At 41.5% G+C, this 26,973-nt stretch carries 26 protein-coding genes and 1 pseudogene; 13 read left to right on the top strand and 14 right to left on the bottom strand.

Annotated features, from left to right (window positions below; all coding sequences use genetic code 11):
• The 3 genes from yidC (at nt 1) to E0H79_RS13235 (ending at nt 3,865) form a co-directional block, all read left to right on the top strand.
• Nucleotides 1–1,764 carry a membrane protein insertase YidC gene (yidC, locus tag E0H79_RS13245; protein WP_004969769.1) on the top strand — a complete coding sequence of 588 codons (1,764 nt, stop codon included), beginning with the start codon at nt 1–3 and terminating at the stop codon, nt 1,762–1,764.
• 91 nt (nt 1,765–1,855) lie between these two features.
• On the top strand, nt 1,856–3,211 hold the full coding sequence (gene mnmE, locus E0H79_RS13240) for a tRNA uridine-5-carboxymethylaminomethyl(34) synthesis GTPase MnmE (protein WP_004969771.1): 1,356 nt from the start codon (nt 1,856–1,858) through the stop codon (nt 3,209–3,211).
• A gap of 318 nt (nt 3,212–3,529) precedes the next feature.
• On the top strand, nt 3,530–3,865 hold the full coding sequence (locus E0H79_RS13235) for a DUF1622 domain-containing protein (RefSeq protein ID WP_004969773.1): 336 nt from the start codon (nt 3,530–3,532) through the stop codon (nt 3,863–3,865).
• Between the two features lie 124 nt (nt 3,866–3,989).
• Here E0H79_RS13235 and E0H79_RS13230 read toward each other — a convergent pair whose 3' ends face one another.
• Together E0H79_RS13230 and E0H79_RS13225 are read right to left on the bottom strand one after the other, a co-directional pair.
• The gene (locus tag E0H79_RS13230) at nt 3,990–5,177 is read right to left on the bottom strand and encodes an MFS transporter (RefSeq protein WP_171287397.1); all 1,188 of its coding nucleotides are present in this window, start codon (nt 5,175–5,177) and stop codon (nt 3,990–3,992) included.
• 103 nt (nt 5,178–5,280) lie between these two features.
• On the bottom strand, nt 5,281–5,547 hold the full coding sequence (locus E0H79_RS13225) for a metal/formaldehyde-sensitive transcriptional repressor (RefSeq protein ID WP_004969779.1): 267 nt from the start codon (nt 5,545–5,547) through the stop codon (nt 5,281–5,283).
• A gap of 58 nt (nt 5,548–5,605) precedes the next feature.
• Here E0H79_RS13225 and dmeF point away from each other — a divergent pair, with 58 nt between their 5' ends.
• Together dmeF and E0H79_RS13215 are read left to right on the top strand one after the other, a co-directional pair.
• Nucleotides 5,606–6,565 (top strand): CDF family Co(II)/Ni(II) efflux transporter DmeF, encoded by a 960-nt coding sequence (gene dmeF / locus E0H79_RS13220; RefSeq protein ID WP_131261899.1) that lies wholly within the window; start codon nt 5,606–5,608, stop codon nt 6,563–6,565.
• Between the two features lie 172 nt (nt 6,566–6,737).
• Nucleotides 6,738–7,385, top strand: coding sequence for a DsbC family protein (locus tag E0H79_RS13215; protein WP_373685345.1), 648 nt, complete (start codon nt 6,738–6,740; stop codon nt 7,383–7,385).
• A 174-nt stretch (nt 7,386–7,559) separates the two neighbouring features.
• Here the strand turns inward: E0H79_RS13215 and E0H79_RS13210 are convergent, their stop codons facing one another.
• From E0H79_RS13210 to E0H79_RS13195, 4 genes are all read right to left on the bottom strand, one after another.
• A complete protein-coding gene (locus tag E0H79_RS13210; protein ID WP_004969785.1) occupies nt 7,560–7,817 on the bottom strand; it encodes a GlsB/YeaQ/YmgE family stress response membrane protein in 258 nt (85 codons plus the stop codon).
• A gap of 197 nt (nt 7,818–8,014) precedes the next feature.
• Nucleotides 8,015–8,542: a hypoxanthine phosphoribosyltransferase gene (hpt, locus tag E0H79_RS13205; protein WP_131261898.1), complete on the bottom strand. Its 528-nt coding sequence runs from the start codon at nt 8,540–8,542 to the stop codon at nt 8,015–8,017.
• Nucleotides 8,543–8,759: 217 nt separating this feature from the next.
• Nucleotides 8,760–10,100, bottom strand: coding sequence for a guanine deaminase (gene guaD, locus E0H79_RS13200; RefSeq protein ID WP_131261897.1), 1,341 nt, complete (start codon nt 10,098–10,100; stop codon nt 8,760–8,762).
• 161 nt (nt 10,101–10,261) lie between these two features.
• A complete protein-coding gene (locus E0H79_RS13195; RefSeq protein WP_104852786.1) occupies nt 10,262–11,227 on the bottom strand; it encodes a TerC family protein in 966 nt (321 codons plus the stop codon).
• Nucleotides 11,228–11,625: 398 nt separating this feature from the next.
• Between E0H79_RS13195 and E0H79_RS13190 the strand changes: the two genes are divergently transcribed.
• The gene (locus E0H79_RS13190) at nt 11,626–11,907 is read left to right on the top strand and encodes a GNAT family N-acetyltransferase (protein ID WP_096902010.1); all 282 of its coding nucleotides are present in this window, start codon (nt 11,626–11,628) and stop codon (nt 11,905–11,907) included.
• A 161-nt stretch (nt 11,908–12,068) separates the two neighbouring features.
• Here the strand turns inward: E0H79_RS13190 and E0H79_RS13185 are convergent, their stop codons facing one another.
• Together E0H79_RS13185 and mpl are read right to left on the bottom strand one after the other, a co-directional pair.
• Nucleotides 12,069–13,154, bottom strand: coding sequence for a zinc-dependent alcohol dehydrogenase family protein (locus E0H79_RS13185; protein ID WP_131261896.1), 1,086 nt, complete (start codon nt 13,152–13,154; stop codon nt 12,069–12,071).
• Nucleotides 13,155–13,392: 238 nt separating this feature from the next.
• Complete coding sequence (gene mpl, locus E0H79_RS13180; protein ID WP_004969796.1) at nt 13,393–14,763, bottom strand: UDP-N-acetylmuramate:L-alanyl-gamma-D-glutamyl-meso-diaminopimelate ligase; 1,371 nt, start codon at nt 14,761–14,763, stop codon at nt 13,393–13,395.
• A 241-nt stretch (nt 14,764–15,004) separates the two neighbouring features.
• Here mpl and E0H79_RS13175 point away from each other — a divergent pair, with 241 nt between their 5' ends.
• The 4 genes from E0H79_RS13175 (at nt 15,005) to E0H79_RS13160 (ending at nt 19,184) form a co-directional block, all read left to right on the top strand.
• Complete coding sequence (locus E0H79_RS13175) at nt 15,005–15,346, top strand: DMT family protein (RefSeq protein ID WP_004969799.1); 342 nt, start codon at nt 15,005–15,007, stop codon at nt 15,344–15,346.
• A gap of 225 nt (nt 15,347–15,571) precedes the next feature.
• On the top strand, nt 15,572–16,084 hold the full coding sequence (purE, locus tag E0H79_RS13170; RefSeq protein ID WP_019836195.1) for a 5-(carboxyamino)imidazole ribonucleotide mutase: 513 nt from the start codon (nt 15,572–15,574) through the stop codon (nt 16,082–16,084).
• Nucleotides 16,085–16,098: 14 nt separating this feature from the next.
• The gene (locus E0H79_RS13165; RefSeq protein WP_131261895.1) at nt 16,099–17,220 is read left to right on the top strand and encodes a 5-(carboxyamino)imidazole ribonucleotide synthase; all 1,122 of its coding nucleotides are present in this window, start codon (nt 16,099–16,101) and stop codon (nt 17,218–17,220) included.
• A gap of 677 nt (nt 17,221–17,897) precedes the next feature.
• Nucleotides 17,898–19,184 (top strand): lytic murein transglycosylase, encoded by a 1,287-nt coding sequence (locus tag E0H79_RS13160; protein WP_004969803.1) that lies wholly within the window; start codon nt 17,898–17,900, stop codon nt 19,182–19,184.
• 70 nt (nt 19,185–19,254) lie between these two features.
• Here the strand turns inward: E0H79_RS13160 and E0H79_RS13155 are convergent, their stop codons facing one another.
• The 5 genes from E0H79_RS13155 to E0H79_RS13135 all read right to left on the bottom strand — a co-directional run bounded on the left by E0H79_RS13155 (nt 19,255) and on the right by E0H79_RS13135 (nt 24,569).
• On the bottom strand, nt 19,255–19,632 hold the full coding sequence (locus E0H79_RS13155) for a hypothetical protein (RefSeq protein ID WP_162164695.1): 378 nt from the start codon (nt 19,630–19,632) through the stop codon (nt 19,255–19,257).
• Between the two features lie 140 nt (nt 19,633–19,772).
• Nucleotides 19,773–20,687, bottom strand: coding sequence for a matrixin family metalloprotease (locus E0H79_RS13150; RefSeq protein ID WP_004969807.1), 915 nt, complete (start codon nt 20,685–20,687; stop codon nt 19,773–19,775).
• 219 nt (nt 20,688–20,906) lie between these two features.
• Nucleotides 20,907–22,841 (bottom strand): molecular chaperone DnaK, encoded by a 1,935-nt coding sequence (gene dnaK / locus E0H79_RS13145; protein ID WP_104852793.1) that lies wholly within the window; start codon nt 22,839–22,841, stop codon nt 20,907–20,909.
• Nucleotides 22,842–22,962: 121 nt separating this feature from the next.
• Nucleotides 22,963–23,535, bottom strand: a complete 573-nt coding sequence (gene grpE, locus E0H79_RS13140; RefSeq protein ID WP_265937124.1) for a nucleotide exchange factor GrpE — start codon at nt 23,533–23,535, stop codon at nt 22,963–22,965.
• A 566-nt stretch (nt 23,536–24,101) separates the two neighbouring features.
• On the bottom strand, nt 24,102–24,569 hold the full coding sequence (locus tag E0H79_RS13135) for a hypothetical protein (protein WP_131261893.1): 468 nt from the start codon (nt 24,567–24,569) through the stop codon (nt 24,102–24,104).
• Nucleotides 24,570–24,789: 220 nt separating this feature from the next.
• Between E0H79_RS13135 and E0H79_RS13130 the strand changes: the two genes are divergently transcribed.
• The gene (locus tag E0H79_RS13130; RefSeq protein ID WP_131261892.1) at nt 24,790–25,863 is read left to right on the top strand and encodes an alpha/beta hydrolase; all 1,074 of its coding nucleotides are present in this window, start codon (nt 24,790–24,792) and stop codon (nt 25,861–25,863) included.
• Between the two features lie 40 nt (nt 25,864–25,903).
• Here E0H79_RS13130 and E0H79_RS13125 read toward each other — a convergent pair whose 3' ends face one another.
• The gene (locus E0H79_RS13125; RefSeq protein WP_131261891.1) at nt 25,904–26,575 is read right to left on the bottom strand and encodes an acetoacetate decarboxylase family protein; all 672 of its coding nucleotides are present in this window, start codon (nt 26,573–26,575) and stop codon (nt 25,904–25,906) included.
• Between the two features lie 98 nt (nt 26,576–26,673).
• Between E0H79_RS13125 and E0H79_RS13120 the strand changes: the two genes are divergently transcribed.
• Together E0H79_RS13120 and E0H79_RS15600 are read left to right on the top strand one after the other, a co-directional pair.
• Nucleotides 26,674–26,892, top strand: a complete 219-nt coding sequence (locus tag E0H79_RS13120; protein WP_265937123.1) for a peptidylprolyl isomerase — start codon at nt 26,674–26,676, stop codon at nt 26,890–26,892.
• A 17-nt stretch (nt 26,893–26,909) separates the two neighbouring features.
• Nucleotides 26,910–26,973, top strand: a pseudogene (locus E0H79_RS15600) (helix-turn-helix domain-containing protein); the annotation flags it as partial.

Genomic DNA, 26,973 nt, shown 5'->3' with positions numbered 1-26,973 from the left:
ATGCAACAATGGGCCAGGTTTGCAATTCTCGGGGCCATGTTTGTCGTCGCATATTTGCTCATTTTGGCGTGGCAAAAAGATTATGGAAATGCTGAAACAGCACCGCAGCAAAAAACTGCCGTTGTTTCACATGAAGTGTCTGCAGATTTGCCGAATGCCCAAACGGCTACAGCAGCTTCTGATGTACCGCAAGCAAATATTCCTGCACAGCAAACAACCGATGCCACAGCACCTGTAAGTCAGCAGCTTATTTCAGTACAAACTGACCTTTATCATCTTTGGATCAATCCGAAAGGTGGTGATATTGTTCGTGTTGAATTACTCAATCATGACAAAAATAAAGACAGTGACGATCCTTTCGTCATGCTGGAAAGCGATGCTAAGCGCACCTATGTCGCGCAATCTGGGTTAATCGGGCTGAATGGTCCAGACAGTAGCCGTAATGGCCGCCCAAGCTATGAAATTGAAAAATCGACTTATAGCTTAGCCGATGCCAAAGAAAGCAAAAATAAAGCGGGTGAAACAGTTAAAACTTTAACTGTCCCAATGGTATATAAAACTGCCGATGGTGTAGAAATCATTAAAACCTTTAGTTTTACTGAAGGTGAATATCCTGTGCTGGTGAATCACAAAGTGATTAACCGCAGCAGCCAAAACTGGCAAGGTCAGATGTTTGGTCAGTTGAAACGTGATAATTCAGATGATCCAGGCAAGTCAGATCAAGGTATTTTTACCTTGGGTACTTTCCTTGGCGGCGCATGGGGAACACCTGAAGAACACTACAACAAGTTGAAATTTGACAATTTTAATGACGAAAAATTGAATGTCGATGCAACAGGTGGTTGGGTGGCCGTGGTTCAGCACTATTTCGTGAGTGCATGGGTTCCGGGGCAGTTAAAATTGACGCAGGCCGATGGTCAACCGTATGCAGCGAAGTTGGAATCACGTAAATCTAGCGATGAAATGAACATCATTGGTTTTACCTCGCCAACCATTAATGTCCCTGCAGGTACGGTGGCAGAAGTTGATGCGACCTTCTACTCTGGTCCAAAAATTCAGTCTGAATTGAAAGATTTGGCGACAGGTTTGAACCAAACTGTGGATTATGGCTGGTTATGGCCAATTGCAAAATTATTGTTTATTGGTTTGCAATTCTTCCATGGTTTAGTGGGCAACTGGGGTTGGTCAATCATCTTATTAACCGTTCTTGTCAAACTGATTCTTTGGCCGTTATCGTCTAAGAGCTATCGTTCTATGGCGAAAATGCGTGTGATTGCACCAGAAATGCAGCGCATGAAAGAAGAATTTGGCGAAGACCGTATGCGTTTCTCGCAAGAAATGATGGCACTTTATAAACGTGAACAAGTGAATCCACTGTCAGGTTGTTTGCCATTGTTACTACAAATGCCAATTTTCCTTGCCTTGTACTGGGTATTGATGGAATCGGTAGAGTTACGCCATGCACCGTGGTTAGGTTGGATTCAAGACTTATCGGCAATGGACCCTTGGTTTATCTTGCCATTGTTGATGGGTGTGACCATGTATGTTCAACAAATGTTGAACCCACAGCCAACAGATCCAATGCAGGCAAAAATCTTCCGCATTATGCCTGTGGTATTTACCGTATTCTTATTGTTCTTCCCTGCAGGTCTAGTTCTGTACTGGATTGTCAACAACTTGATTACGATTTTGCAGCAAAGCTTGATCAACAAAAGTGTTGAAAAAGACCGCGCTAAACGAGAAGAGGCAACTCCAGTCAATTAAGTATGGCTGAGCTGCTGAATAAATCCGCTTAAGATGGTAATCTTAGGCGGATTTTTCTTTGCATATATTTTGAAAGTTTTAGGTGAATTTTATGTATAACCGCAGCACCATTGCCGCAATCGCGACTCCACCTGGCCGTGGTGGTGTGGGGGTGATTCGCCTGTCGGGATCCAAAGCCTATGCGATTGCCGCAGCCTTGACCCAAAAAGACTTACCCAAAGCACGTTACGCAGGTTTTCGCCAGTTTTACGATGCAGCCAATGAAGTCATGGATGAAGGTTTGGTGATTTGTTTCCCCAATCCTCATTCATTTACTGGCGAAGATGTGGTGGAACTACAAGGGCATGGTGGCCCAGTGATTCAAAATGCTTTATTGGCACGTTTACTGGAACTCGGTGCAACGGCTGCCAAAGCGGGTGAATTTTCGATGCGCGCCTTTGAAAATGGCAAGCTGGATTTGGTACAGGCCGAAGCCATTGCCGATTTAATTGATGCCACTTCACAAGCCGCTGCGCGTTCTGCAGTGCGTTCCCTTCAAGGGGCTTTTTCCACCAAAGTGAATACTGTGCTAGAACAGTTAATTCATTTACGTTTGCATGTTGAAGCTGCTATTGATTTTCCTGAAGAAGAAATTGACTTTTTGGCCGATGGGAAAATCCTTAATTTGCTAGATGAAGTGGCTACTTCGGTGACTGCTGTGCAACAATCTGCGCGTCAGGGACAATTGTTGCGTGAAGGTCTGCAGGTAGTGATTGCGGGCAAACCGAATGCAGGTAAATCTTCTCTACTCAATGCCTTGGCGGGTATTGAACGTGCAATTGTGACTGATATTGCGGGAACTACTCGTGACGTATTGCATGAAAAAATTACCCTAAATGGCTTACCAATTACCCTGACCGATACCGCAGGTTTACGTGAAACAGGGGATATTGTGGAGCAGGAAGGGATTCGCCGTGCAATTAAAGAAATTGAACAGGCGGATTTATTGTTATTGGTCTATGACTTGAGCCAAAACGAAGATCCGTTGCAATTGGCACAGCATTATTTTGCTGAACATATTGAACCGAAGCGTTTGATGTTGATTGGCAATAAATGCGATTTAACTGGTGTACAAGCTACAATTTCAGATTTTAATGGTTTTAGACATATTACTGTGTCGGCCAAACAAGAAACAGGTGTTCAATCGCTCATAGAGGCGATTACAGCGCATGCAGGCTTTCAGCCTGAAGAAGATACCTTTATTGCACGTACCCGTCATTTAGACGCAATGAAACGCACGCAGCAGTATTTGGCTGAAGCACGTGAGCAGTTGGTGGTCTATCATGCGGGGGAATTAGTAGCCGAGTCGTTACGTCTTGCACAGAATGCTTTGGGTGAGATCACTGGTGATTTTTCTGCAGATGATTTGTTGGGCAAGATTTTTGGATCGTTTTGTATTGGGAAATGATTTTTAGCGATTACTTCCTGATTTGATACAAAAATAGCATTAAGTTTGAGTGGCTTAGTGCTTTTTTATTATCCTATTTGGGGTGATCTGCTACTAAAAATCAGCCTATTCGTTAATGTTTAGTTTCTCATTCGGCACAAGCCCAATCTAACTTATGTCATATTTAAACGTTTCAATTTATCTTTATGAAAACCCATCAATAATCACGTAAGTCTTTTTAAACCGCAGCATTTAAAGCTATGATGAGAAAATAATCAAAAATTGGCGCTCAATTCAATCCTAAATGCACGAGATGAAATCTCTGATGGAGGTATTTGGATGTTTGAACTGGCTTTTTTACGTGAAATACTCATTTCTTCGGTTCATTTTTTGCAATTGTCACTCGAAGCCATTTCTGTGATTTGTGTGGTGATTGGTCTAGTTAAAACTTTATGGGTGCTGGTTCAATTAAAATCGGGGCGTACTGCACGTTATTGTTTTGGGGATTGGCTTGCGACGGCGCTTGAATTTCAGTTGGCTGCAGATATTTTAGCCACCACGGTAGATCCAGATTTAGATAGCCTAATTAAATTGGCGATCATTGCTGTCATTCGAACCTTTTTGAATTACTTCCTAACCAAAGAATTAGAGCATCAAACCATCAATGAAAAATAATGGCTATTGAGTTTGAGATCAAAATAGAAGACATAGTCCCATTCATCTACAAGGTTTGAATATTTGAATAAACTCAGCTGATCCAAACCTTGTCCTGATTTTAGTTTGTCGTTTAGATGAAACTTCATCCTAAAACAGGTTTGTTCTGCAACTGGCGATACCAAATAATGATGTAGCCACACAGTAAGCAGATGGCTGCACAAAAGCTAAGTACGGCGGTGGTTAAACCGAAATGATCGGCCAGATAACCGACTGCAATAATTGGCAGAATCGTGCCTAAATAGCCCACAAATAAATAGGTCGACATCACTGCAGCACGATTCTGCAGATTGGTCATGGCATGAATTAAACCAAAAGCGCCAATCAATGCCAACCCGTGTCCTATGCCTAGCAGCACATCACTCACAAAAAATAGAAAACTCCAGTGTAAATACATGCATAAACCGAGTACCAATAAACTCAATAACAGCAAATACAGCCCATAATTTAGACATTTTTGTGCAGGAATGGCTTTAGAAAAATACTGCACCAGCGCTGAAATCAGCAAAATACAGGTGATGGCCAAACCACTGACCAAAGGCCCGTGCCACGGAATAATCACTTGCACAAAAGAGGGAGAGAGCGAAGCAAATAAACTAAAGGCAGCAAAGGCACAGAATGCGGTTAAACCTGTAATATAAAATTCTGCATGAAAGCGTGGTTCTGGGCGTTCTAATTTTGGGGCAATCGAGAAGGCTTGTGGCGTAAATTCAGGCGGTGCTAAACGTAACAATCCAATAAAACACAGTACTGCACCCAAAATGACAGGAATATATGGACTAAACAAAGGCGCTGCTGAAAATTGTGCCACACCACCACCGAGCAAAGGACCTAAGCCAAACCCGACTGCGGTAATGACTGAACTGAGCTGTGGCGCATGTGCTTTATGTGATTCGGGGATACTCCACATTAAGCCAATTAACGCCGATGTAGTCATAAGACCTGAAGCAATTCCAATCACAAAACGCCCCAAAGCAAGCCAAAGTGCATTGGTGGCAAACATAGACAGAATCAGTCCGAGGGTGATGATCACTAAACCCAATTCTAAGGTTTTTAAGAAGCCGATACTGTTGCTGGTACGCCCTAAAAAGAGCAAGGTAGCCAAACAACCGAGCATATACGCCACAAAAATAAAGGTGATATGGCTGGGTAAAAGCTGCCACAATTCCTGATAAATTGGATACAGCGGGCTTGCAAGTGCCGTGCCCATGGTGCCAATAATCAGGGCGAGGCTGATCATCACGAAAGGATGCCAAGATTGAGATTGAGTCATAAAAAACTCGATTGATGGCTAAACTCTTGAGTTTAGTCTCATATAGTGAGAAATATCACTCAGTGTAAAGACAAGCCTTGAATCTGGTCAAGCCTATTTGTGTTTAAGCATAGCGTTTTAGCAGTTTCATAAACTCTTCCAGTTCATGTTCATCAATCGCGCATTGATCACCAATCACATGATGACGCAAATGCGATTCGATTAACTCATTCATCAAACCATTGACCGCACCTTTAATAGCTGCGACTTGTTGTAAAACTTCAATACAGCCATGATCAGGATTGTGAAGTGCTTGTTCCACTGCCCCAATTTGCCCTTGTAGACGTTTGACGCGATTTAAAATTTTCTTATCTGTATGTAAATGACCCAACACATCACCTCAATTTCTATATACTCTAGGAGAGTATATTTAACAATGATTTCCCATTATGCGTCAGCAACACTCTCATCGTATCCATCCACATCAATTCGATCAAGGCAATCCGCTGGCGCAGAATAAAATATTATATGCGGCTTTGCTGACGGCTGTCATGATGTTCTTGGAAATCTTGGGTGGCTGGATTTTTCATTCCATGGCTTTGCTGGCAGATGGCTGGCACATGAGTTCACACATGCTGGCGCTAGGTTTGGCTTATTTTGCCTATCGGGCAGCACGTCATTATGCAGCCGATACGCGGTTTAGTTTTGGTACATGGAAAATTGAAATTTTAGCTGGCTATAGCAGTGCCATTTTATTGGTGGTGGTGGCTGCATTTATGGCAATTCACTCTATCGAGCGTTTATTTTTTCCTGTTGATATTCAGTATAACCAAGCCATTCCAATTGCGATTTTAGGGTTATTGGTCAATTTGATTTGTGCATGGTTATTACATGAAGATGATCACCATCACCATCACCATCACCATCACCATCACCATCATGAGCATACGCATGATAGCCATGACCTAAATCAGAAAGCTGCCTTTATGCATGTGGTGGCAGATGCGGTGACTTCAATTTTTGCAATTATTGCTTTAATTGCGGGTAAATATTGGGGCTGGGATTTTCTAGATGCACTGTTAGGTATTGTTGGTTCAATTTTAGTGGCGCGTTGGGCAATAGGTTTGATGCAGGAAACAGGGAAAACATTGCTGGATGCAGAAATGGATCATCCTGTGGTGGATGAAATTCGTGAAGTGATTGCAGAGTTACCAGTCAGTGTGATGATTACAGACTTGCATGTTTGGAAAGTTGGACAGGGTAAATTTTCCTGTATTTTGGCATTGGAAACCGCACACGATTTAGACGCAGATCAAGTCCGCACTGCTCTCGCCATTCATGAAGAAATTGTCCATATTTCAGTAGAAATTAATCCACCATCAGACTTGAATGTTCCACGTGAAACCTAAAGCGTTGCATGGCAAAAATGAGTTGTAGCAATTGCGTAATTCTGGCTTAAAAATGCTGAATTCTGTGCATCTTTCAGCTTAGAATCAGGCTAAATTTACTTTATTTAGATGAAAACACATGATTAAACAATTGAGTTTAGCTGCCTTAATGGGATTATGCAGCGCCGTGAGCATGGCCGATGTTGCAACGGTTAGTAAAAATGTCAAACAACAGCATCCGCAACTGAAATTAGACAATATTCAAGCCACAGAAATGAAAGGTGTTTATAGTGCCTCTATGGATGGTCAAGTGGTGTATTTGAATGAAGATGCGCAACATATTTTGGCGGGTTCAATGATTCGTTTAAAGGATCAGCATAACCTGACCAAAGATTTATTGATTCAACAAAACAGTGTGGATTGGAAAAAGTTACCGTTACAAGATGCGATCAAAAGTGTGCGAGGTACGGGAAAACGTCAGATTGCGATCTTTTCTGACCCAAATTGCCCATATTGTAAACAGCTTGAGGCTGAACTGAAAAAGCTGGACAACATTACAATCTATACCTTTATTTTGCCGTTAAAAGCGCAATCTGTTGCGCCGTCTAAACAGGTGTATTGTGAGAAAAACCCTGCTCTTGCTTGGGAAAATCTGATCACAAAAGCACAATTGCCTACAAGTCAAAGCAGTTGTGCCAACCCTGTGGAGCGCAACATTGTTTTAGCGCATCGTTTAGGTGTAAACGGTACGCCTGCGATTATTTTCTCGAATGGCTTTAAAGTTATGGGAGCATATCCTGCGGCACAAATTGAACAGATTTTTAAAGAATTTGGTCTTTAAGAACGGCTAATTTTTTATCTGATATTGGCAACTAAAATTGTGTAGTGTGTATCGGAGCAAACCTGAAATTTGTGATTGCGAAGTAGATATAAAAAAACCGCCTCAATTTTTAGGCGGTTTTTTTATTGAGAGAGAAGATGTTTGACTGAAAAATTACAGTCGTTAATACAGGATTTAAGCACGCGATTTTTTCATGAACGTATTATAAATAAATAGAATAATCAGCGCACCAATGATGGAGGCAATAAAGCCTGCGGCAGAACCATCACCGTACAATCCCATCATACGCCCTGCATAGGTTGCCAATAAAGACCCTGCAATCCCAAGTAAGGTGGTGACAATAAACCCTGCTTTATCATCTCCAGGATGAATCGCGCGGGCGATTAGACCTGCAATAAAACCCACCACAATTGCGACAATTAATGACCACATGAGCAGCTCCTTGTTATCTTTGTTTATGTTTTACATCATGTTTCAGACTTATCTTTGCCGAAAAATCCCAAGGAAAATAGTCGAATAATGCTACAGCATGTAGTGTTTTTGTCCTGTTAGATAGATGAAATGCAAATTTCAGCCATAAAAAAAAGTGATCTGAAACGATCACTTTTTTAAAGCGAGGCGTATTTGTTTTATAAGCCAATTTCGCCAATAAACGGAATATGACGATATTTTTGGTCATAATCCAAGCCATAACCGACAATAAACTTATCTTCAATTTCAAAGCCCATAAATTTAACTTCAAGCTCAATTTCACGGCGTGATGGCTTGCTAATTAAGGTACACAGCTCAATTGAATTTGGCTCACGGGTTTGCAAAATTTCCATCACTTTATTTAGGGTGTTGCCCGAGTCGATAATATCTTCAACCACCAAGACATCTTTACCGCGAATTTCACCATCCAAATCTTTTAAAATTTTCACATCACGCGATGACACAGTACCTCCGCCGTAGCTGGATACAGTCATAAAATCCAGTTCATGCGGCTTTTGAATGGTGCGGCATAAATCTGCCATGAACAATACAGAACCACGTAATAAGCCAATTAAAACCAACTCTTTGTAGCTATTGGCATAGTGAGCATTAATTTTTTGACCAAGTTCCTGAACTTTTGTTTGGATTTCTTCTGCAGAAATCAAAACCTGCATTTCAACTGTCATGGGTAGATACCTAAAAAGCAAAAATAAAAAAGGTGTTGACCTGCAACACCCCAAAATATGCGCTAATTTTAATATATCTTGCGCGATGTTGCACGTGCTTGCATGGTTAAAATAGCATCATTTTTGTGCTGAGTGAGAATCTGAGCGTAACAACAAAGCACAACCGAGTATCAGCATTGCCCATCCGATGGGTTTTATATACGAGGATTGCGCAGGTTTAGCCACCTGCTGCTGAGTTTTGATTGGGTTGGTAGTAGGCACGTTGTCCATAAATATAGGTCGCATGAATATTACGGTCATCTGCTAAAGTAATAAGGGCAAATAATGCATCTTCAAGATGTTTGGCACGTTGTTGTCGTAAGCGTTGTAAAGTGGTGGCATTTAAATCCAGCACCACAAAATCGGCTTCTTTGCCTACCTTAAAATTCCCCAGCTTATCGTCTAAGTCCAAAGCTTTGGCAGCGCCTAATGTGGCGTGATACAGCGCTTCAAAAGCAGAGAGTTTTGCTCCTTGCAGTTGTTGCACTTTATAGGCTTCATTGAGGATATGCAGTACATTAAACGAGGTACCTGCACCAATATCTGTACCTAAACCAACTTTCACCTGTCGCTCCCAAGTTTTATGCAGTGGAAATAAACCGCTGCCCAAAAATAAATTGGAGCTTGGGCAAAAAGCAATTGCAGAATCGGTATGATGCAGACATTGCCATTCATGTTCTTCTAAATGCACACAATGCGCAAAAACCGAACGTGAACCTGTTAAACCATAGTGATGATAAACATCTAAATATCCATTTTGCTCTGGAAATAATTGTTTGACCCACGCAATTTCATTGTGATTTTCACTTAAATGGGTATGCACATAAACATCGGGGTATTCGGCTTTGAGTTGCCCTGCCCGTGCCAGTTGTTCAGGGCTGGAAGTTGGCGCAAAACGTGGTGTAATCGCATAGAGGTTACGCCCTTTTCCATGCCATTTTTCAATCAACGCTTTAGAGTCTGCATAGCCTGAGTCTGCGCTGTCACACAATGCTTCGGGTGCATGCCGATCCATCAGCACTTTACCTGCAATTAAACGCATTTGATGTTGTGCTGCCGCTTCAAACAACGCATCTACCGATTCAGGATGTACCGTACAAAACACCAAAGCTGTGGTGGTGCCATTTTTCAGTAATTCCTGCACAAAAAATTGTGCAATCTGATCAGCATAGGCTTTATCTGCAAATTGCAGTTCAGTCGGAAAAGTATAAGTATTCAGCCATTCCAGTAATTGTTCACCATACGCGCCAATCATTTCAGTCTGTGGAAAATGAATATGGGTGTCGATGAAGCCAGGCACAATGAGATGGTCAGGATAATGTTGGAACTCAGTGTTGGCGTTTAGCTGTGCCTGCCCTTCTTGCCATGAACCAAACCACTGAATTTTGCCTTGTTCGCAAATTAACAAGCCATCGTCTACATAACGGACTTGTTCTGAAATTTGATCGGCTTGGCTGGTACAGTTTTTGAAATCAAGAAAGCGACCACGAATTGCGGTGCGTTGTACAGGAGATGGCATAAAACAACCTACATTTTTCATTTTTTCAAGAGATTGTACCTTAAATGTGGCTTGTAGCAGTATGATAAAATTTATCGTACGGTAAATTAAAACTTAGCTCAATTGATATAAAAAAGCCCTCTCGAAAGAAGGCTTGCAACGATGATGAGGACTGTTAAATTTTATAATGTGGTTTCATGGTGTTTTCGACTATGTCGAATTGATAACCACGCAGTGATTGTCAGTACGAGTACAATAAAGCCGAGTGAAATCCAGATAGGCATGTGGAATACATCTAACATCAGCATTTTAAAGCCAATAAATAGCAGAATTAAACCCAGTCCATACGGCAAATAATGCATTTTAGTGGCTGCTCCTGAGAGCAAGAAAAACATGGCACGTAAGCCCAAAATAGCCATAAGATTTGCGGTGAGTACAATAAAGGGATCGGTGGTCACGGCAAAAATTGCAGGGATAGAATCCACGGCAAAAATAACGTCAGATGCTTCGACCAAAATTAAAACTAAAAATAATGGCGTTGCCCAAAGTACACCATTTTGGCGCACAAAAAACTGATCTTTTTCCAGTGTTGGGGTAATACGCATGTGTTTGCGTAGCCATTTCAACAACGCCATATCTTCAATATTGCTGGCTTCTTGCTCTGGACCTTTTAAGAATTTAAAGCCTGTGTAGACCAAAAATGCGCCAAAAATATACAAAATCCAGGAGAATTCTTGTACAAACCAAGCTCCAATAAAAATAAAAATGGTTCTGAGAATAATTGCGCCCAGTACGCCGTAGAGTAAAATTTTACGCTGTAAGCCCGGTGGGATGGCGAATGCGGCGAAGATCATCAACCAAACGAATACATTATCAATCGCCAGTGATTTTTCCAGCAAATAACCCGCAAAGTATTCCATGACTTTGGTGTTGGCGACTTCTAGCCCAACGCTGTGTTTAAGATACAGCCATAAACCGCCACCAAATAAAGCTGCCACACTGACCCAGGCGATACTCCAATACGCAGCGGTTTTGACTTTGACCGATTCGCCTGCTTTTTGTTTAAAGCCTAAGAAGTCAATGGCGAGCATGACTGCAACAATTGCAAAAAAGACCAGATATAGCCATAAATTGCCGATGGATTCCATACAATCTCCACATCCAACAACTGGCCACAAAAAAACCTTGACCTGTTGTCAGATGATTTCAAACATCTGTAACAACATGATCAAGGTCTTGCCTACATAGAGCGGACTTGTATCAACAAGTATGTGCACTATGCTCAGCGTCCGACTTTTTGCAAAGTGTAATGACGAAACGCTGACACGTTAAAGTTATATTTTAACGCTTGGAGGAGGCTACTCCCCTTGTTCAACATAATTTGGGATTAGGACGCTGCCTAAATCTGCGTAAAGAATTACATAATTTTAAGTGTTGTGCAATTTATTCTGTATGGTAAATCACTTTAATTTGTACAAATTCAGCACAATATTTCGTAAAGAGTGTGGCAAATTGAAAAAATAGATTTAGTTTGATAGGTGGACTTATGCAAATTCAACATCAAAAAACCCAACGCGGTGGCGAGTTTTTTATTGAACGAGATGGTCGGCATATCGCTGAAATTACTTATCAATATCAAGATGATCACACTATTTTAGCAGATCACACTTGGGTCGATCTGACATTACGAGGTCAAGGGGTTGCCCGTCAGCTATTAGATATTTTGGTCGCCTTTGCACGTGAAAAGCAGCTAAAAATTGTACCCGTGTGCTCTTATATTGAGACGGCTTTTGAAACAGATACACAATATGCTGATGTCGTGGCTTAAAAGTCTTTCTACGTTGAAATAATCTAATGTGTTGGTATTAAAACAGCATGCAGACTTCGTCTGTCGTGCAGTCTAAAATTTTCTTGAAAATATTATAAAAGCCCAAAAAAGCCAATCCACAGCGCGTAGATTGGCTTTTTTGTAACATAGTTAAGCCAAGATTATTCGTAATTAATCATCACTTTCATGGCATTTTCATCTGAAGCATGTTTAAACACATCATAGGCTTTTTCAAATTCAGAGAATTTAAAATGGTGCGTTGCCAGTTTTTCTAAAGGTAATTTGCCTGAACAGCAGGTTTTTAACAGCATACCTGTCGTATTGGTATTCACCAAACCCGTAGTGATGGTCAGGTTTTTAATCCAGAGTTTGTTTAACTCAAAATTTACCGACTTACCATGTACGCCCACATTGGCAATATGTCCGCCCTCTTTCACGACATTTTGGCAAATATCCCAAGTGGCTTCGACACCTACAGCTTCCATGGCACAGTCTACCCCGCGACCACCTGTAATCTCTAAAATACGTTGTACCGCATCTTCTTTGGCAGAGTTAATGGTATAGGTTGCACCCAACTCTTTTGCCATCGCCAAGCGGTTATCGTCCATATCGACTGCGATAATTTGTGCAGGAGAATAGAACTGTGCGGTAAGCAGACAACCCATGCCAATTGGACCTGTACCCACAATTGCAATGGTATCACCAGGTTTAACATTGCCGTATTGCACACCAATTTCATGTGAAGTTGGCAATACATCAGACAAGAAAACCGCAACTTCTTCATTTAAACCTTCAGGCAGCAAATATAAAGAAGTGTCTGCAAATGGAGTACGGACATATTCAGCATGAGTACCATCAATCATATATCCCATGATCCAACCGCCTTCATTTTGGCAGTGTGCATAGAGTTGTTTTTGACAGTTTTCACAAGTACCACAACGGCTGACACAAGAAATAATGACCTTGTCGCCTTTTTTGAAATTTTTGACTGCCGAACCGACTTCTTCAACAATCCCGATACCTTCGTGACCTAAAATACGGCCATCAAATAGCCCTGTCTTGGCAACTGCAGTGTCTTGAATTTCTGGGTTTTTACCTTTCCAAATACCTAAGTCAGTACCGCAAATTGTAGTTTTGGTGAGACGAATCACGGCATCTGTTGGTTGTAAAATTTCTGGACGTGGGCGTTCTTCAAAACGAATATCATTGGCGCCGTGGTAGACCATGGCTTTCATTGTTTTTGACATTGTGACCATCCTTCTTAGTAATAATGATGAAAGACATCCAGCAGCCAACCTGTAGCAACCGTCATGCTCGCAGGATGTAATCTTTTTAAAGTAACAGGTCAAGATGACAAGTTCATGAGCAGTATTGTTGCTTTTAATAATTATAATATATAAATTTATAATTAATATAAAAATCCCCTATTTTTTGCCAAAAACAGGGGATTTTTTTTGAAAGAGTTTTAAATCAGTTTAAGCGATTTTAAGCCGTGTGTTGCAACGCTTGAATGAGTTTTTGATGTAAACCACCAAATCCACCATTTGACATAATCACCACTGCATCGCCCTCACCTGCTTGGCTCACGATTTTTTGAATAATTTCATCCAAAGTATTGGCCACCACCGCATGATTGCGAGCAGCCGCAACCACAGGCTGTAAATCCCAGTCTAAACCTTCAGGTTGATACCAAATCACAGCATCCGCCAAACGTGCTGAATCTGCCAAGCCCTCTTTATGACTGCCCATGCGCATGGTGTTGGAACGTGGTTCAATAATCGCCCAAAGCTTACGCTCACCCAAACGCTTACGTGCGCCGTCCAGTGTGGTTTCAATTGCGGTTGGATGGTGGGCAAAGTCATCATAGACTTCAATGCCGCGTATGGTGCCTAATAACTCCATACGGCGTTTCACCCCACCAAAATTGGACAGCGCTGCACATGCGGTTTCAATTGCAACCCCAACATGCTCTGCTGCGGCGATGGTTGCCAAGGCATTGGCGACACTGTGTTGCCCAGTCATATTCCAGCGCACTTCACCTTGTAGCACACCATTTTTCAGAACTTTAAAATGTGAACCATCTGCTGCAAGTTGTTCTGCATACAGTTCCGCTTGTGGATCTGCATTGAGCGAAGTACGTAGCACAGGTGTCCAGCAACCCATTTCTAACACTTCATCAATATGGGTTTCTGTAATTGGGGCAATAATGCGCCCTTCACTTGGGATGGTACGCACCAAATGATGGAATTGTTTTTGAATTGCGGCCAAATCATCAAAAATATCGGCATGGTCAAATTCAAGGTTATTTAAAATGGCGGTTTTAGGATGGTAATGTACGAACTTGGAGCGTTTATCAAAAAACGCAGAGTCGTATTCATCGGCTTCGACACAGAAATACTTGCCTGCACCCAAACGTGCACTTTCACTAAAGCCTAAAGGAACGCCGCCAATTAAAAAGCCCGGTTCTAAGCCTGCCTGATCCAATACCCACGCCAACATGGTGGTGGTGGTGGTTTTGCCGTGCGTGCCTGCAACGCCCAGTACGTGTTTGCCTTGCAAGACATGATCGGCCAAAAATTGCGGGCCAGAAATATACGGTAAACCTGCATTCAGCATGTATTCAACCGCATCAATCCCACGTTTCATGGCATTGCCCACAATCACTAAATCTGGATGCGGTTGTAAATGGCTGCGGTCATAACCTTGCATTAAGGTAATGCCTGCATTTTCCAGTTGAGTCGACATCGGTGGATAGACGTTTTGGTCTGAACCTGTGACGGTATGTCCTAAATCGCGGGCCAAAAGTGCCAATGAGCCCATAAATGTGCCACAAATACCCAAAATATGCAGATGCATTCCGCCTTACTCCACTGCTTTTTATAGACACATCACGTATTTTTGTGCTGTTGTCGTGATTAACTTGATTTGAAGCAACGATAGCAAGGGTTTTGGCGAAAAGATAGTGATTCTTGTATCTCATTTCAGGGATTTTTCAGCGCTGAATCTGCGCCAAACGATGTAAAAAATTGCTGCTCTTGCATTTTTCATGGCAAATAGCTCGTAAAATAAAACTGAATTTTTAAGATAGTACGACACAATGTCTTCAGCATTTTTACTTTTGGTGGTTGCAAACTGTTTTATGACCTTGGCGTGGTATGGTCATCTCAAGTTTTTACCACATGATGCGCCGCTGTGGCAGGCTATTTTATTCAGTTGGGTGATCGCCCTGTTTGAATACAGTTTGATGATTCCTGCTACCCGTTTGCTGGCGCAGCATGGCTGGGCGGTAGGTCAAATGAAAATTACCCAAGAAGTTGTGACTTTATTGGTGTTTGTCCCGTTTATGATTTTTTTGTTTAAGCAACCTTTTAAACTGGATTATTTATGGGCAGCTTTATGTTTATGTGGCTGCGTATATTTTGTGTTTCGAGCATCTTAAAATGGTGCTTTTGCATGGCTTAAACAGCTCGCGTAGCTGCAATGGTGTGAGCCTGTGGTTAATTATTAGAAAATAACCAGATAAAAATAATCAAAAAAGTCGGTTGAGTCGCCGTGTTCAATTTTAACAAGTCGAAAAATCAGTCTATAATGTGGAGTTCTTATTCAAGCTTGGCTTTCTCGCCTGAATTTCTCTTTCCTTAGTTTCGTTTCTGGAATATTTGTAATGAACGCGGCCGCTGCACAAGACGCTCCTCTCGTTGGAATTATCATGGGTTCTCAATCGGATTGGGCAACTCTCGAACACACTGCCAATATGCTGAAGCAGCTTGGTGTCCCATTTGAAGCGGAAGTCGTTTCTGCACACCGTACCCCAGATCGCTTATTTGAATATGCTGAACAAGCGCGTGATCGTGGCATTCAGGTGATTATTGCAGGCGCTGGTGGTGCCGCACACTTACCGGGTATGTGTGCAGCCAAAACTGATTTACCTGTTTTGGGTGTGCCAGTGAAATCTTCAATTTTAAATGGTGTCGATTCATTACTTTCAATTGTGCAAATGCCTGCAGGTATTGCCGTAGGTACATTGGCGATTGGTCCTGCGGGAGCAACCAATGCGGCAATTATGGCAGCCCAAATTTTAGGTTTAACCCGTCCAGAAATTGCACAAAATGTTGCCAATTTCCGTGCCGCGCAAACTGAGAAAGTTTCAAGCAACAATATTCCAGGTCAGGCTTAAGCGGGACAATTACTATGGATAAGACCATCGGTATTTTTGGTGGCGGTCAATTGGGTCGCATGATGGCACAAGCGGCTTTACCCTTAAATATTCAATGTACCTTTTTTGAAGCCAGTCCAGATTGCCCAGCGGCAACCTTGGGTCAGGTTTTTGCCAGCAAAAGCGAAAATAGCCTACAAGATTTTATACACAGTGCCGATGTATTCAGCCTTGAGTTTGAAAATACTCCGTTGGCTGATGTTGATGTATTGATTAAGCACAAAGACTTGCATCCACCACGTCAGGCTTTGGCAATTGCCCAAAACCGCTTGCTGGAAAAAGGCTTATTTGATGAATTGGCGATTCCTGTTGCGCCGTATAAAGCGGTCAACTCGCTAGAAAGTTTACAGGCTGCTGTAGCTGAACTCGGTCTGCCAATTGTGCTCAAAACCGCAACAGGTGGCTATGATGGCAAAGGTCAGTTTGTACTGCGCAGTGCCGATCAGATTGAACAAGCATGGGCGGAACTTGGCCCTGCAGGCAGCTTGATTGCAGAAAGTTTTGTTACTTTTTCACGTGAAGTATCTATTATTGCGGTGCGTGGTCAAAATGGTGAAGTAAAAACTTGGCCATTGGCAGAAAACCATCATCACAACGGTATTTTGTCGCATTCGATTGTCCCTGCACCAAACAGCGCTGACTTGCAGCCTGCGGCACAAGACTATATCACTCGCCTGCTCAATCACTTGAATTATGTAGGTGTGTTGACGTTAGAGCTATTTGTCACTGACAAGGGCTTGTATGCCAACGAGATGGCACCTCGTGTGCATAACTCAGGTCACTGGTCAATTGAAGGCGCGGTGTGTTCGCAGTTTGAGAACCATATTCGTGCTGTAGCAGGTTTACCGTTAGGCTCAACTGAAGTGGTACGTCCAACGGTGATGGTCAATATTATTGGTCAGCATCCCAAAACTGAAGATGTGTTGGCATTGAATGGCGCACATTTGCATTTGTACAATAAAACTGAGCGTGAAGGTCGTAAAATTGGGCATATTACTTTAATGCCGAATGATGCTGCTGAGTTGACAGATTTATGCCGCCAATTGGCAAAAATTTTGCCAAATCCATTGGCGCTCAGTGCTGATATGAGCTTGTAAATTTAAAAATGACACCAAAGCGCTCATCACGATGAGCGCTTTTTTATACTTTCACGTTTTTATTCTGCCTATTTTTAAGGTGTTCTACCGTTAATCTGTCTAGGATTGACGCTGTAATTTTAGGTTGATTAAGATAGATCAGGCTGAATAAGCAACCATCACCGTAGCAAAGCAATACTTAAAATAAAAATGCGCACAAGTCTGATGGGAAACAGATGATAATTATGAATTCAAAACTTTAAATTCAAATAGCGCGTTTTAAATTTAAAGCGATGCTTCAACTTTGAATTTAAATATCAGAAATGAATTTAAAGATAGATCTGCAGTTTTGAATTTAAATAAAGTAGCGGCTCTTTTGATCTTTAAATTTAAAAAGCTACTTTTAAATTCAAAGCAATACATCGTAAATATGCAGTGAATGTCGTGTTTTGTGGGTAACTTGGGTTGGTTTAATTTGAATTTAAACTTTTAAATTTAAAAGTCTTATCATGTGTTGTGATTTTGAATTTAAAAATGTGAGATGCTGTACTTGTGGATAAGTGTTTTAAATTTAAAACGAGAAAATGAATTTAAAACTGTGTAAATGAATTTAAAGTTACAGATTTTCATCTGATCTCTGTGGCTGAAGGTGTTATGGTAAAGCCAAGATTTAAATTCAAAACACATCAAAGGGTATTATGCATCGTTTCGCTGTGATTTTTGCGACAGCTGCAATGGCAGCTACTCAGGTTCAGGCAGAACTGATTATCAATGGAAAATCTGTCACCGTAACACCAACGGTCAGTACATCTGCAAATTTTCAACCACAAAACCATTTTCAAAGTTGTTTGGCCAATTTACGCAGCCAAGCCATTGCCAAAGGGGTGAGTGGCAGCAGTTATGATCGCTATACTCAAAATCTCAGTCCAGATTATTCAGTCATTGAGCGTTTAAATTACCAACCTGAATTTTCTACGCCAATCTGGGATTATCTCTCAGGCTTGGTCGATGATGAGCGCGTGCAGGCAGGACAGCAGAAATTGGCACAGCACCGTGATGTGCTCAATCGTGTTGCAGCAGCCTATGGCGTACCTGCAGAAACCGTAGTGGCGGTTTGGGGTGTAGAAAGTAACTTTGGTGCGATTTCAGGATCCTATCCATTATTGCAAGCGCTAGGTACCTTGAGCTGTGAAGGACGCCGTCAAAGCTATTTCCGAGGTGAGTTTTTTACCACCATGCGTTTATTGCAACGTGGTGATGTCACTGAATCACAATTAAAAGGCTCATGGGCAGGGGCGTTTGGGCATACTCAGTTTATGCCATCGACCTATGATGAGTTGGCGGTCGATTTTGATGGTGATGGTCGCCGTGACTTAGTATCTAGTATTCCAGATGCTTTGGCTTCCACCGCTAACTTTTTAAAACGTCGCGGCTGGCAAACAGGGCAGCCGTGGGGCTTTGAAGTCAAAGTGCCTGCAGGCATGTCTTTGAGTGGTGAAGGGCGACGCAATAAAAAATCCCTCAGCAGTTGGGTTAATCGTGGGTTGACTCGTGCAGATGGTTCGGCATTAATTCAGGGCAATTTATCGGGCAGTAGTCAGGCAGGCTTGATGGCACCTGCAGGTGCGAATGGCCCTGTATTCTTAGTGTTTAGAAACTTCGATGCCATTTATAGCTATAACGCAGCAGAAAGTTATGCCTTAGCGATTGCGCATTTATCAGATCGTTTAATGGGGCAGTCTGCATTCCGCACCGCTTGGCCAACCGATGATGCAGGTACATCCCGCGCAGAACGCCGTGAAATTCAACGCTTTTTGTTAAGCCGTGGTTATGACATTGGTGAAGTGGATGGTTTAATTGGCGACAAAACCCGTCAAGCGATTCGTCAGGAACAGACTCGACTCGGCTTGGCTGCAACAGGTCGGGCAGGGCAGCAAATTTTAAGAGCGTTTCGTAATGAAGCGGCCAAACAAATGATGCAATAAGTTGTTGCGATTGCATAAAAAAGGTTTGCAAATGTGCAGACCTTTTTAATTTTTGTCTTAAAACAGGGGATTAAGGTTCAATTTTCACTGCTTCAAGCAAATCAAAAATCACAGTCGTGACATCTTGGCTTAATTCTTTGTTATTAAAAATTTCATAAGCTGAAATGGTGATGTCGGTATCACTTGGCAGCAAACGCTGTTCTTCTTCAATCAGGTGTTCAATTGGTAATAAGGTCTGTCTAACCTCAAGATGCAAAATATCTTTGTATTCAATGTTTTCATCTTCAAGTTCAATCACTTGCTCATTAAAATACGGCAATAAAATCGAGTGGAGACAAGGTTGAAGCTCAACAATATCAAAAATTTCGATATCACGGCTTTGTTCAATCGTGCTGATGTGGTCATTTACTTCAATCAGGATATGGTAGTAACTCACATGAATCTCCACAGATCGTTCAGGGTTATACAGAGCCTTCACAATAACATGAAATGAGTAAATTTGCTGCCTTTGCACGTGTAATGGATATGCAACTATCGTACAGGGTGAGGGGAGTTTTGTGTTTTAGTCACTTCAGTTTGCCAGATTGCTCAATGCCGTGCATGGAGTAAATCGAGATCGGCAGGGCGCAGTTGGAAATTCTGCAACTGCTGATCTTTTAGCATTGGATACATTAAGGCATAAGGGTCGTTATGGTGTGCTAAACCCAAAGCATGACCAAATTCATGCGCCAAAGTTAGACGTAAATCATCTTTAGATTGAAACTCATAAATCCGAATGGCCTGACCATCAAAGCTGCCTTTATCAAATAAACGTGGTTGAAAACGTGCATTAAATTGCTGGATGGATACATCAATGTCTTGATTAAGTTGATTGAGGGCATCGACTTGTTGATTGAGCTGGTTAATTTGCTGATTAAATTGCGCTATTTCGTGTTCTAAACTCCACATGTGTTGCTGGATTTCTTGTTTTTTGGCTGCAAAAATTTCCTGTTGCGAAGGATGTAGCCCACCACTTTGGTTAATTTGCTGTACTTGACGATTGTATTGTTCAAGTTGTTGTTCAAATAGCATTTTTTTTGCATCAAGTTGTTGATTTTTATCTGCAATTTCTTGTTTTAGTGCTTGAATATTTTGGTTTTGATTGTTCCAGTGTTGTTGGCGTTGTTCAATGGCTGTAAGTTGTTGTTGGCGTTGGTTTGATTCATCTTGACGTTGATCATAAATCAAGTGAATGGCGAGCTTGGCGTTCGGGTCATATACAAAATAATCTTGTCCCGTCCCTTGTTTCCAAATATGGGTGGCTTCCTGACTCAGTTGTAGTAAATCGGCATGGCTTAAGCCAAAACGCGGATCGACTTCAGCAATACGATAACGTAAGCGAGTATCTAAAGGATGTTTTAAATGATCTAGTGCAGTATTGTGTCGTGTATGAGGATGTTGAATATTTTGATAAATCAGCAAGATAGAAAACAGTATGATTGCACCCAATAGAAACAAACGCATTGCTAGCGGCATCCTTTTTTGGGTTTACTGTAGCCGAAAGTAGGGCAGAAACTCAATCTATTTGCAGTTAGAGCATCATTTTATCTATTGTACTCGGTTGAGCGTCCAATTGTCTGTGCTCTTTCATTTAAATCTTGAAGTCAGTGTATGGATATCGAAAAGAAAAACCGCGCTGCAATTGCTTGCAGCGCGGTTTTTGATGTGCGTTAAAGCGACAAATTATTTTTTATCATCTTTGACTTCAGTGAATTCAGCATCGACTACGCCATCATCGGCTTTTTGACCTGCATCGCCTTGGAATGCATTCGGGTCAAAACCTTGTGCACCGCCTTGACCTTGTGCAGCTTCATACGCACGTTGCGTAATTGGCATGATGATGTTTTGAAGCGCTTCAGTTTTCGCTTTGATCGCATCTACATCATTTTCTTTAGTGCTGGCTTCAAGCTCAGTCACTGCTGTTTCAATCGCAGTTTTTTCATCGGCAGTCACTTGTTCACCAAGGTCTTTTACTGCTTTTTGAGCAGAAGAAACTAAAGCATCCGCTTCGTTACGTGCTTTTGCAAGTTCTTCAAACTTACGGTCTTCTTCAGCATTTGCTTCAGCATCTTTAATCATCGCTTCAATTTCAGCATCGCTCAAACCAGAGTTTGCTTTAATTTGAATCGATTGTTCTTTGCCTGTGCTCTTGTCTTTTGCAGACACTTTCAAGATACCGTCAGCGTTAATGTCGAACGAAACTTCAATTTGTGGCACACCGCGTGGCGCTGGTGGAATGTCACCTAATTGGAAGTTACCCAACAATTTGTTTTGTTGAGCCATTTTACGCTCACCTTGGTAAACTGAAATGTCTACTGCAGGCTGGTTGTCTGCCGCTGTTGAGAACACTTGAGATTTCTTCGCAGGAATCGTGGTGTTTTTCTCAATGATTGGCGTCAACACGCCACCCATAGTTTCAATACCAAGCGTTAACGGAGTTACGTCTAGAAGCAATACGTCAGTTTTGTCACCAGACAATACGGCACCCTGAATTGCTGCACCAATTGCAACAGCTTCGTCTGGGTTTACGTCTTTACGTGGCTCTTTGCCAAAGAATTCTTGTACTTTTTGTTGTACAAGTGGCATACGTGATTGACCACCCACCAAAATCACGTCAGAGATGTCAGAAGTTGAAAGTCCTGCATCTTGTAGCGCAACTTTACATGGCTCAATGGTACGAGCGACTAAATCAGCAACCAAACCTTCAAGTTTGGCGCGAGTCACGTTCATCACCAAGTGCTTCGGACCTGTTGCGTCTGCAGTGATATATGGCAAGTTGATTTCAGTCGCATTTGAAGATGAAAGCTCGATTTTTGCTTTCTCAGCCGCTTCTTTCAGACGTTGTAATGCCAATGGATCTTGTTTCAAGTTGAAGTTTTGCTCTTTTTTGAACTCTTCAACCAAGTATTCGATCAAGGCATTGTCAAAGTCTTCACCACCAAGGAAGGTATCACCGTTGGTTGATAACACTTCAATTTGTTGGTCGCCATCAAGGTCTGCAATTTCAATGATCGATACGTCAAAAGTACCACCACCCAAGTCATATACAGCAACTTTACGGTCGCCTTCTTTCTTGTCCATACCAAATGCAAGCGCAGCAGCAGTTGGTTCGTTGATGATACGTTTAACTTCTAAGCCTGCAATTTTACCCGCATCTTTGGTTGCTTGGCGCTGTGCATCGTTAAAGTACGCAGGTACAGTAATCACGGCTTCAGTAACTGTTTCGCCCAAATAATCTTCGGCAGTCTTTTTCATCTTTTTCAAAGTTTCTGCAGAAATTTGCTGTGGTGCAAGTTTCTTGTCATTCACTTCAACCCAAGCATCGCCATTGTCTGCTTTGATGATTTTGTAAGGCACAAGACCAATGTCTTTTTGTACCGCTTGGTCTTCATAACGACGACCAATCAAACGCTTAATTGCGAATAATGTGTTTTTCGGGTTAGTTACAGCCTGACGCTTTGCAGATTGACCTACAAGAATTTCGCCATCTTTATAAGCAATAATAGATGGAGTTGTACGTGCGCCTTCTGCGTTTTCAATTACTTTAACTTTGTCGCCTTCAAGTACCGCTACACATGAGTTAGTTGTACCTAAGTCAATACCAATGATTTTAGCCATTTGGATGTTTCCTCAAAAATTCTTTTGCAATGTTTTCACTTGTTATTCGATATGAGAGCCAATCAAAATTTTTCAAGTTGTTTAGATGAAAATTTTTTATCAACTCTCGATTTTATAAGGCTTAAGCGCCAACCATCACCATTGCAGGGCGGAGTAAGCGACCATGTAAGGTGTAGCCTTTTTGTAATACGTTGCCAATTTCATTGGCTTTTGCATTTGGATCAATCCCTACGGCTTGATGCAGGTCTGCATTGAAACCATTGGCTGTATCAATCACCACCACACCAAACTTTTCTAAAGTGGTCAGTAATGATTTCAAGGTCAGTTCCACACCTTCAGACAAGGCAGTTTTTTCATCACCATTGGCGGCAATAGCACGCTCAAGGTTGTCTACAGAATCCAATAATTCTTTAGCAAACTTTTCTAAAGCAAACTTTTTAGCTGTATCTGCTTCACGTTCTAAACGCTCTTTGGTTTTTTCCGCTTCGTAAACTGCATTGGCAGTACGTGCTTTTTCCAATTTTAGGTTTTCTTCAAATTTGCTCAGTTGTTCTTGTAAAGACTCAACGGAAACTTCTGCTTGCTCAGTATCTTGCGCTGTTTGTTGTTCCGTCTGCTCTTGCTCAAGGTCTTGAGTTTGTTCGTTCTGCTCAGTTGCCATTGATTTACTCCGTTTAAATGGGTTTTTAAACATGTACAGTCCTTTGGCGTCAGTGCTAACTGCGTTATTGCTGAACTGCCATGGTTAGAGAAGTTCGTAATTAGCTAAGAAATCGGGGCAGGGCAGGCAAAATTCAAGCGTGCCAGTAGATTAATTTTCATTGCCATGAAATTTGGTCAAAAAAATACATTTTGAATCAAGATGTCGGCGGATGAATGAAGCAAATTAAACTTTGAAACTTATAATATTTTTTTGTTTAAAAAAGTATGGTAATAGGGAGCTGATTATTCAGCTAAACCAGTGCTTTTATTACGGAGATAGCTAAAAACACTGTTTTATCAACAGGATTCGACTGGGTGTTTGTTCACTATATTGTGCATGCGTATGATTAGAGTTTTTAAGTTTTGGTTGATTAATCGCTAAAACAGCTTAATCGAGAGTAATTATATATTTTACACAAAACCTAACACTGCTTATTCTTTGCGCATAGATGCTATATCGCTGTAGTTTCTTGTGTATTGCTAAATGTGTTTTCGGGGCTTATCTAACTTCTGAATAAGCCCTTTTTTTACCTCATTTGTTTTGCTTTGCTGCAAGACTCAATCACGATCACGTCGTTGTTCACGGTCTTTACGGTTTTCCTGCCAGCGCTTTTGTTGTGCATCACGTTGTTGTTGCCAGCGTTTACGTGCTTCCTCACGCTTTTTTTGTTCAGCTTCAATTTGCTGCTTACGCTTTTGCTCAAGCTGTTTACGCTGCTGTTCCGATAAGCGTTTACGCTGCTCTGCTAAACGTTGTCGCTCTTGTTCATAGCGTTGTTGCTGTAATTGCTGTTGTCGTTTTTGTTCCCATTCACGACGTTCTAGTTCACGTTTACGACGCTCTAACTCAACCCGATTTTTACCTTGTTGATATTCCCAACGCTGCCGATCATTGTCATAACGTCGATGATCATCATCATAGCGTGGCTCATATCGTCCATCGTAGTAACCTTCGTCAGGCACGACTACGCAACCTACGGCTAAAAAAGCAGTCGCACATGAAAGTAAGATTAATTTTTTAGTCATGCTCTGCCTCCTGAGCTGATGAGGTGAATTTGTCTGAAACATCAAACATAGACTGCAATAGTGTCAATGACAGCGTCATAAAAGCAGGGTAGCGTATAGGTAATTTGAATGTGTATAACGATTGAAGCACTTGTATAACAAAATGGTCACTGTGCTGTTGATCATGAAGAAATTATGAAGCGTTTAGGCAAATCATGCAGACATATAAAAAGGAACAGGCATGCAAATTTTGAATTCATCTCTCAAAAATAAATTGCACAAAGGACAAGGTGCTGCTGCACGTGCATTAAATAAGTTACCAAGTCGAGTACATCATACTTTGGCTCAAGCTTTGGGTTATCCGTATCATTATCCAGACCTTGATCCATTTATTAAATGCATGATGGCGGCACAATTAAAACAAGGGAAAATTGGTTTTATTGGTGCTGACCCTGTACAGTCTAGACAGGCATTTGATCGACAAATGCAATCTATTCTGAGCACTCCAACTGCGGTCAAACGAGTTGAAGAAATCCGTTTAAACTTAGCCAGTGGCAATATCGCAGCGCGTTATTATCATCCTGCACCACATAAAAAATTGCCTTTAATCGTGTTTTATCATGGTGGTGGTTTTGTGGTGGGTGGTTTAGACAGTCATGACGAATTTTGCCGCTTAATGGCGGTACATGCCCATGCACAAGTGTTGAGTGTGGAATATCCACTCGCGCCTGAAGCTAGTCCACAGCAGATTATTCAAGTCTGTGAAGATGCTTTGGCATGGGCATATCAACATCGTCGAGAAATGAAAATTTTAAAAAATCGCATAGCGGTGGCAGGCGATAGTGCGGGTGGTAATATTGCAGCGGTGGTTGCACAGCGTAGTGCTCATTCAGCCTATGCACCTGACGCACAATTTTTAATTTATCCAGCCTTAGATTTTAAGAGTCGCCATCCTTCATTCTTTGCTTATAAAGATGGTTTGGTGTTGACGGGACAAGATATTGATTTTGTCACCCAGCACTATGTCACACAGCATCAGGTCGCTTTGGATGATCCAATCATTTCGCCAACTTTTGGCAAATTGAAAAAACTAGCGCCTGCCTTTGTGGTCACAGCAGGGCATGACGTTTTGCATGATGAAGCTGAAATTTATGCACATAAATTACGTCAACATGCTGTCACGGTAAAATATGTAGAATATTTAGATCAAACACATGGTTTTATTAGCATGACCTTTGTGTCGCGTCGCGCCAAAAAAATCAGCATTGAAATGTGTAAAAACTTTAGAAAATTTTGGGATCGACCACGTAGCTAAACCTTGGGTTGTCTTTGTTAATCTGTTTCACGTGGAACAATTAAACCAGAGTAGAGATTTCGGCTTCTGGAAAAGTCAGTTCGAACTCAGGCACGTAAAAACCGTTGATGAAGCGTGCCTGATTAAAATCAGGAAACAAACTTGGATTCGATTGCCAAGATGTATATTTGAGTGGAATTAATCTGCCGCGAAAAGAAGGATTAAATTGATAGGATTTCCCTTGCCATGTTTGCTGAATTTTTAAAAGTGCAGCAGGGATGTAGCGACTATCAATATAAAAGCCGTGTTGCTTATTACATTTTTCAAGTTGAATGGCGAGTTGCAAATCTGCGTGTTGTATTTTGCAACTTATCTGTCGATCTTGAATATTCCAATCAAAGCTTGCCAGTTGTTTAGGAATGCCCCAAAGTTGTTGTCCGTGTTGCACAGAAGACTCGGTTGAAACGAAAATTTTAGGAATAGTAGATAAACGACGCTGCCTAAATAAAGGATGATCTAAAATCAGCAGCTCATCGTAAGCACCAATGGGGCTAGCGTGATAACGCACCCACATGACTTGAACAAGACGTCCTAAAAAAGAAGGTGTTAAGCCAAAAGGTTGTGCCTGTTTTAAAAATTGTGGGCTGAGCCAATAATTTAAAATATAGGCTTCACCTTGAAGTTGCCAAGGTGCTGGACACAGTCGGCTCTGATCTGAATTATTTTTATACATAAGTTTTCCAGCGTGATAAAAAATAACCACTGATTTATTCGCATAATCTTATTAATATAGATGCAATGCAAATACAACACAGATGGATTGGTCAGCAAATGTTAAAACAAAGTATGTTTACCATGGCAGCAATGCTTATCAGCTTCAATACGATGGCAGCCAACACAGTGGTAGAAATGACAACCAGCATGGGCAATATTGAAATCGAACTGTTTAATGACAAAGCCCCAGTTTCTGCAAAGAACTTTGAAAACTATGCCAAGTCAAACTTCTATAAGTTGACAAAAATAACTAATCATGCGAAAAAGTTTTTTTAGTTAACAGATGTTCACACATGCCTCGAATTGTTTCTGTACCACTTAGTTTAGAACAGCGAGAACGACTCATTTTTCTGGCCA

The organism is Acinetobacter sp. ANC 5045 (assembly GCF_004331005.1).
Lineage (GTDB): Bacteria > Pseudomonadota > Gammaproteobacteria > Pseudomonadales > Moraxellaceae > Acinetobacter > Acinetobacter towneri.
Note: the sequence above shows the minus strand (reverse complement) of the source record. Positions and strands in the feature narration are given on the sequence as shown.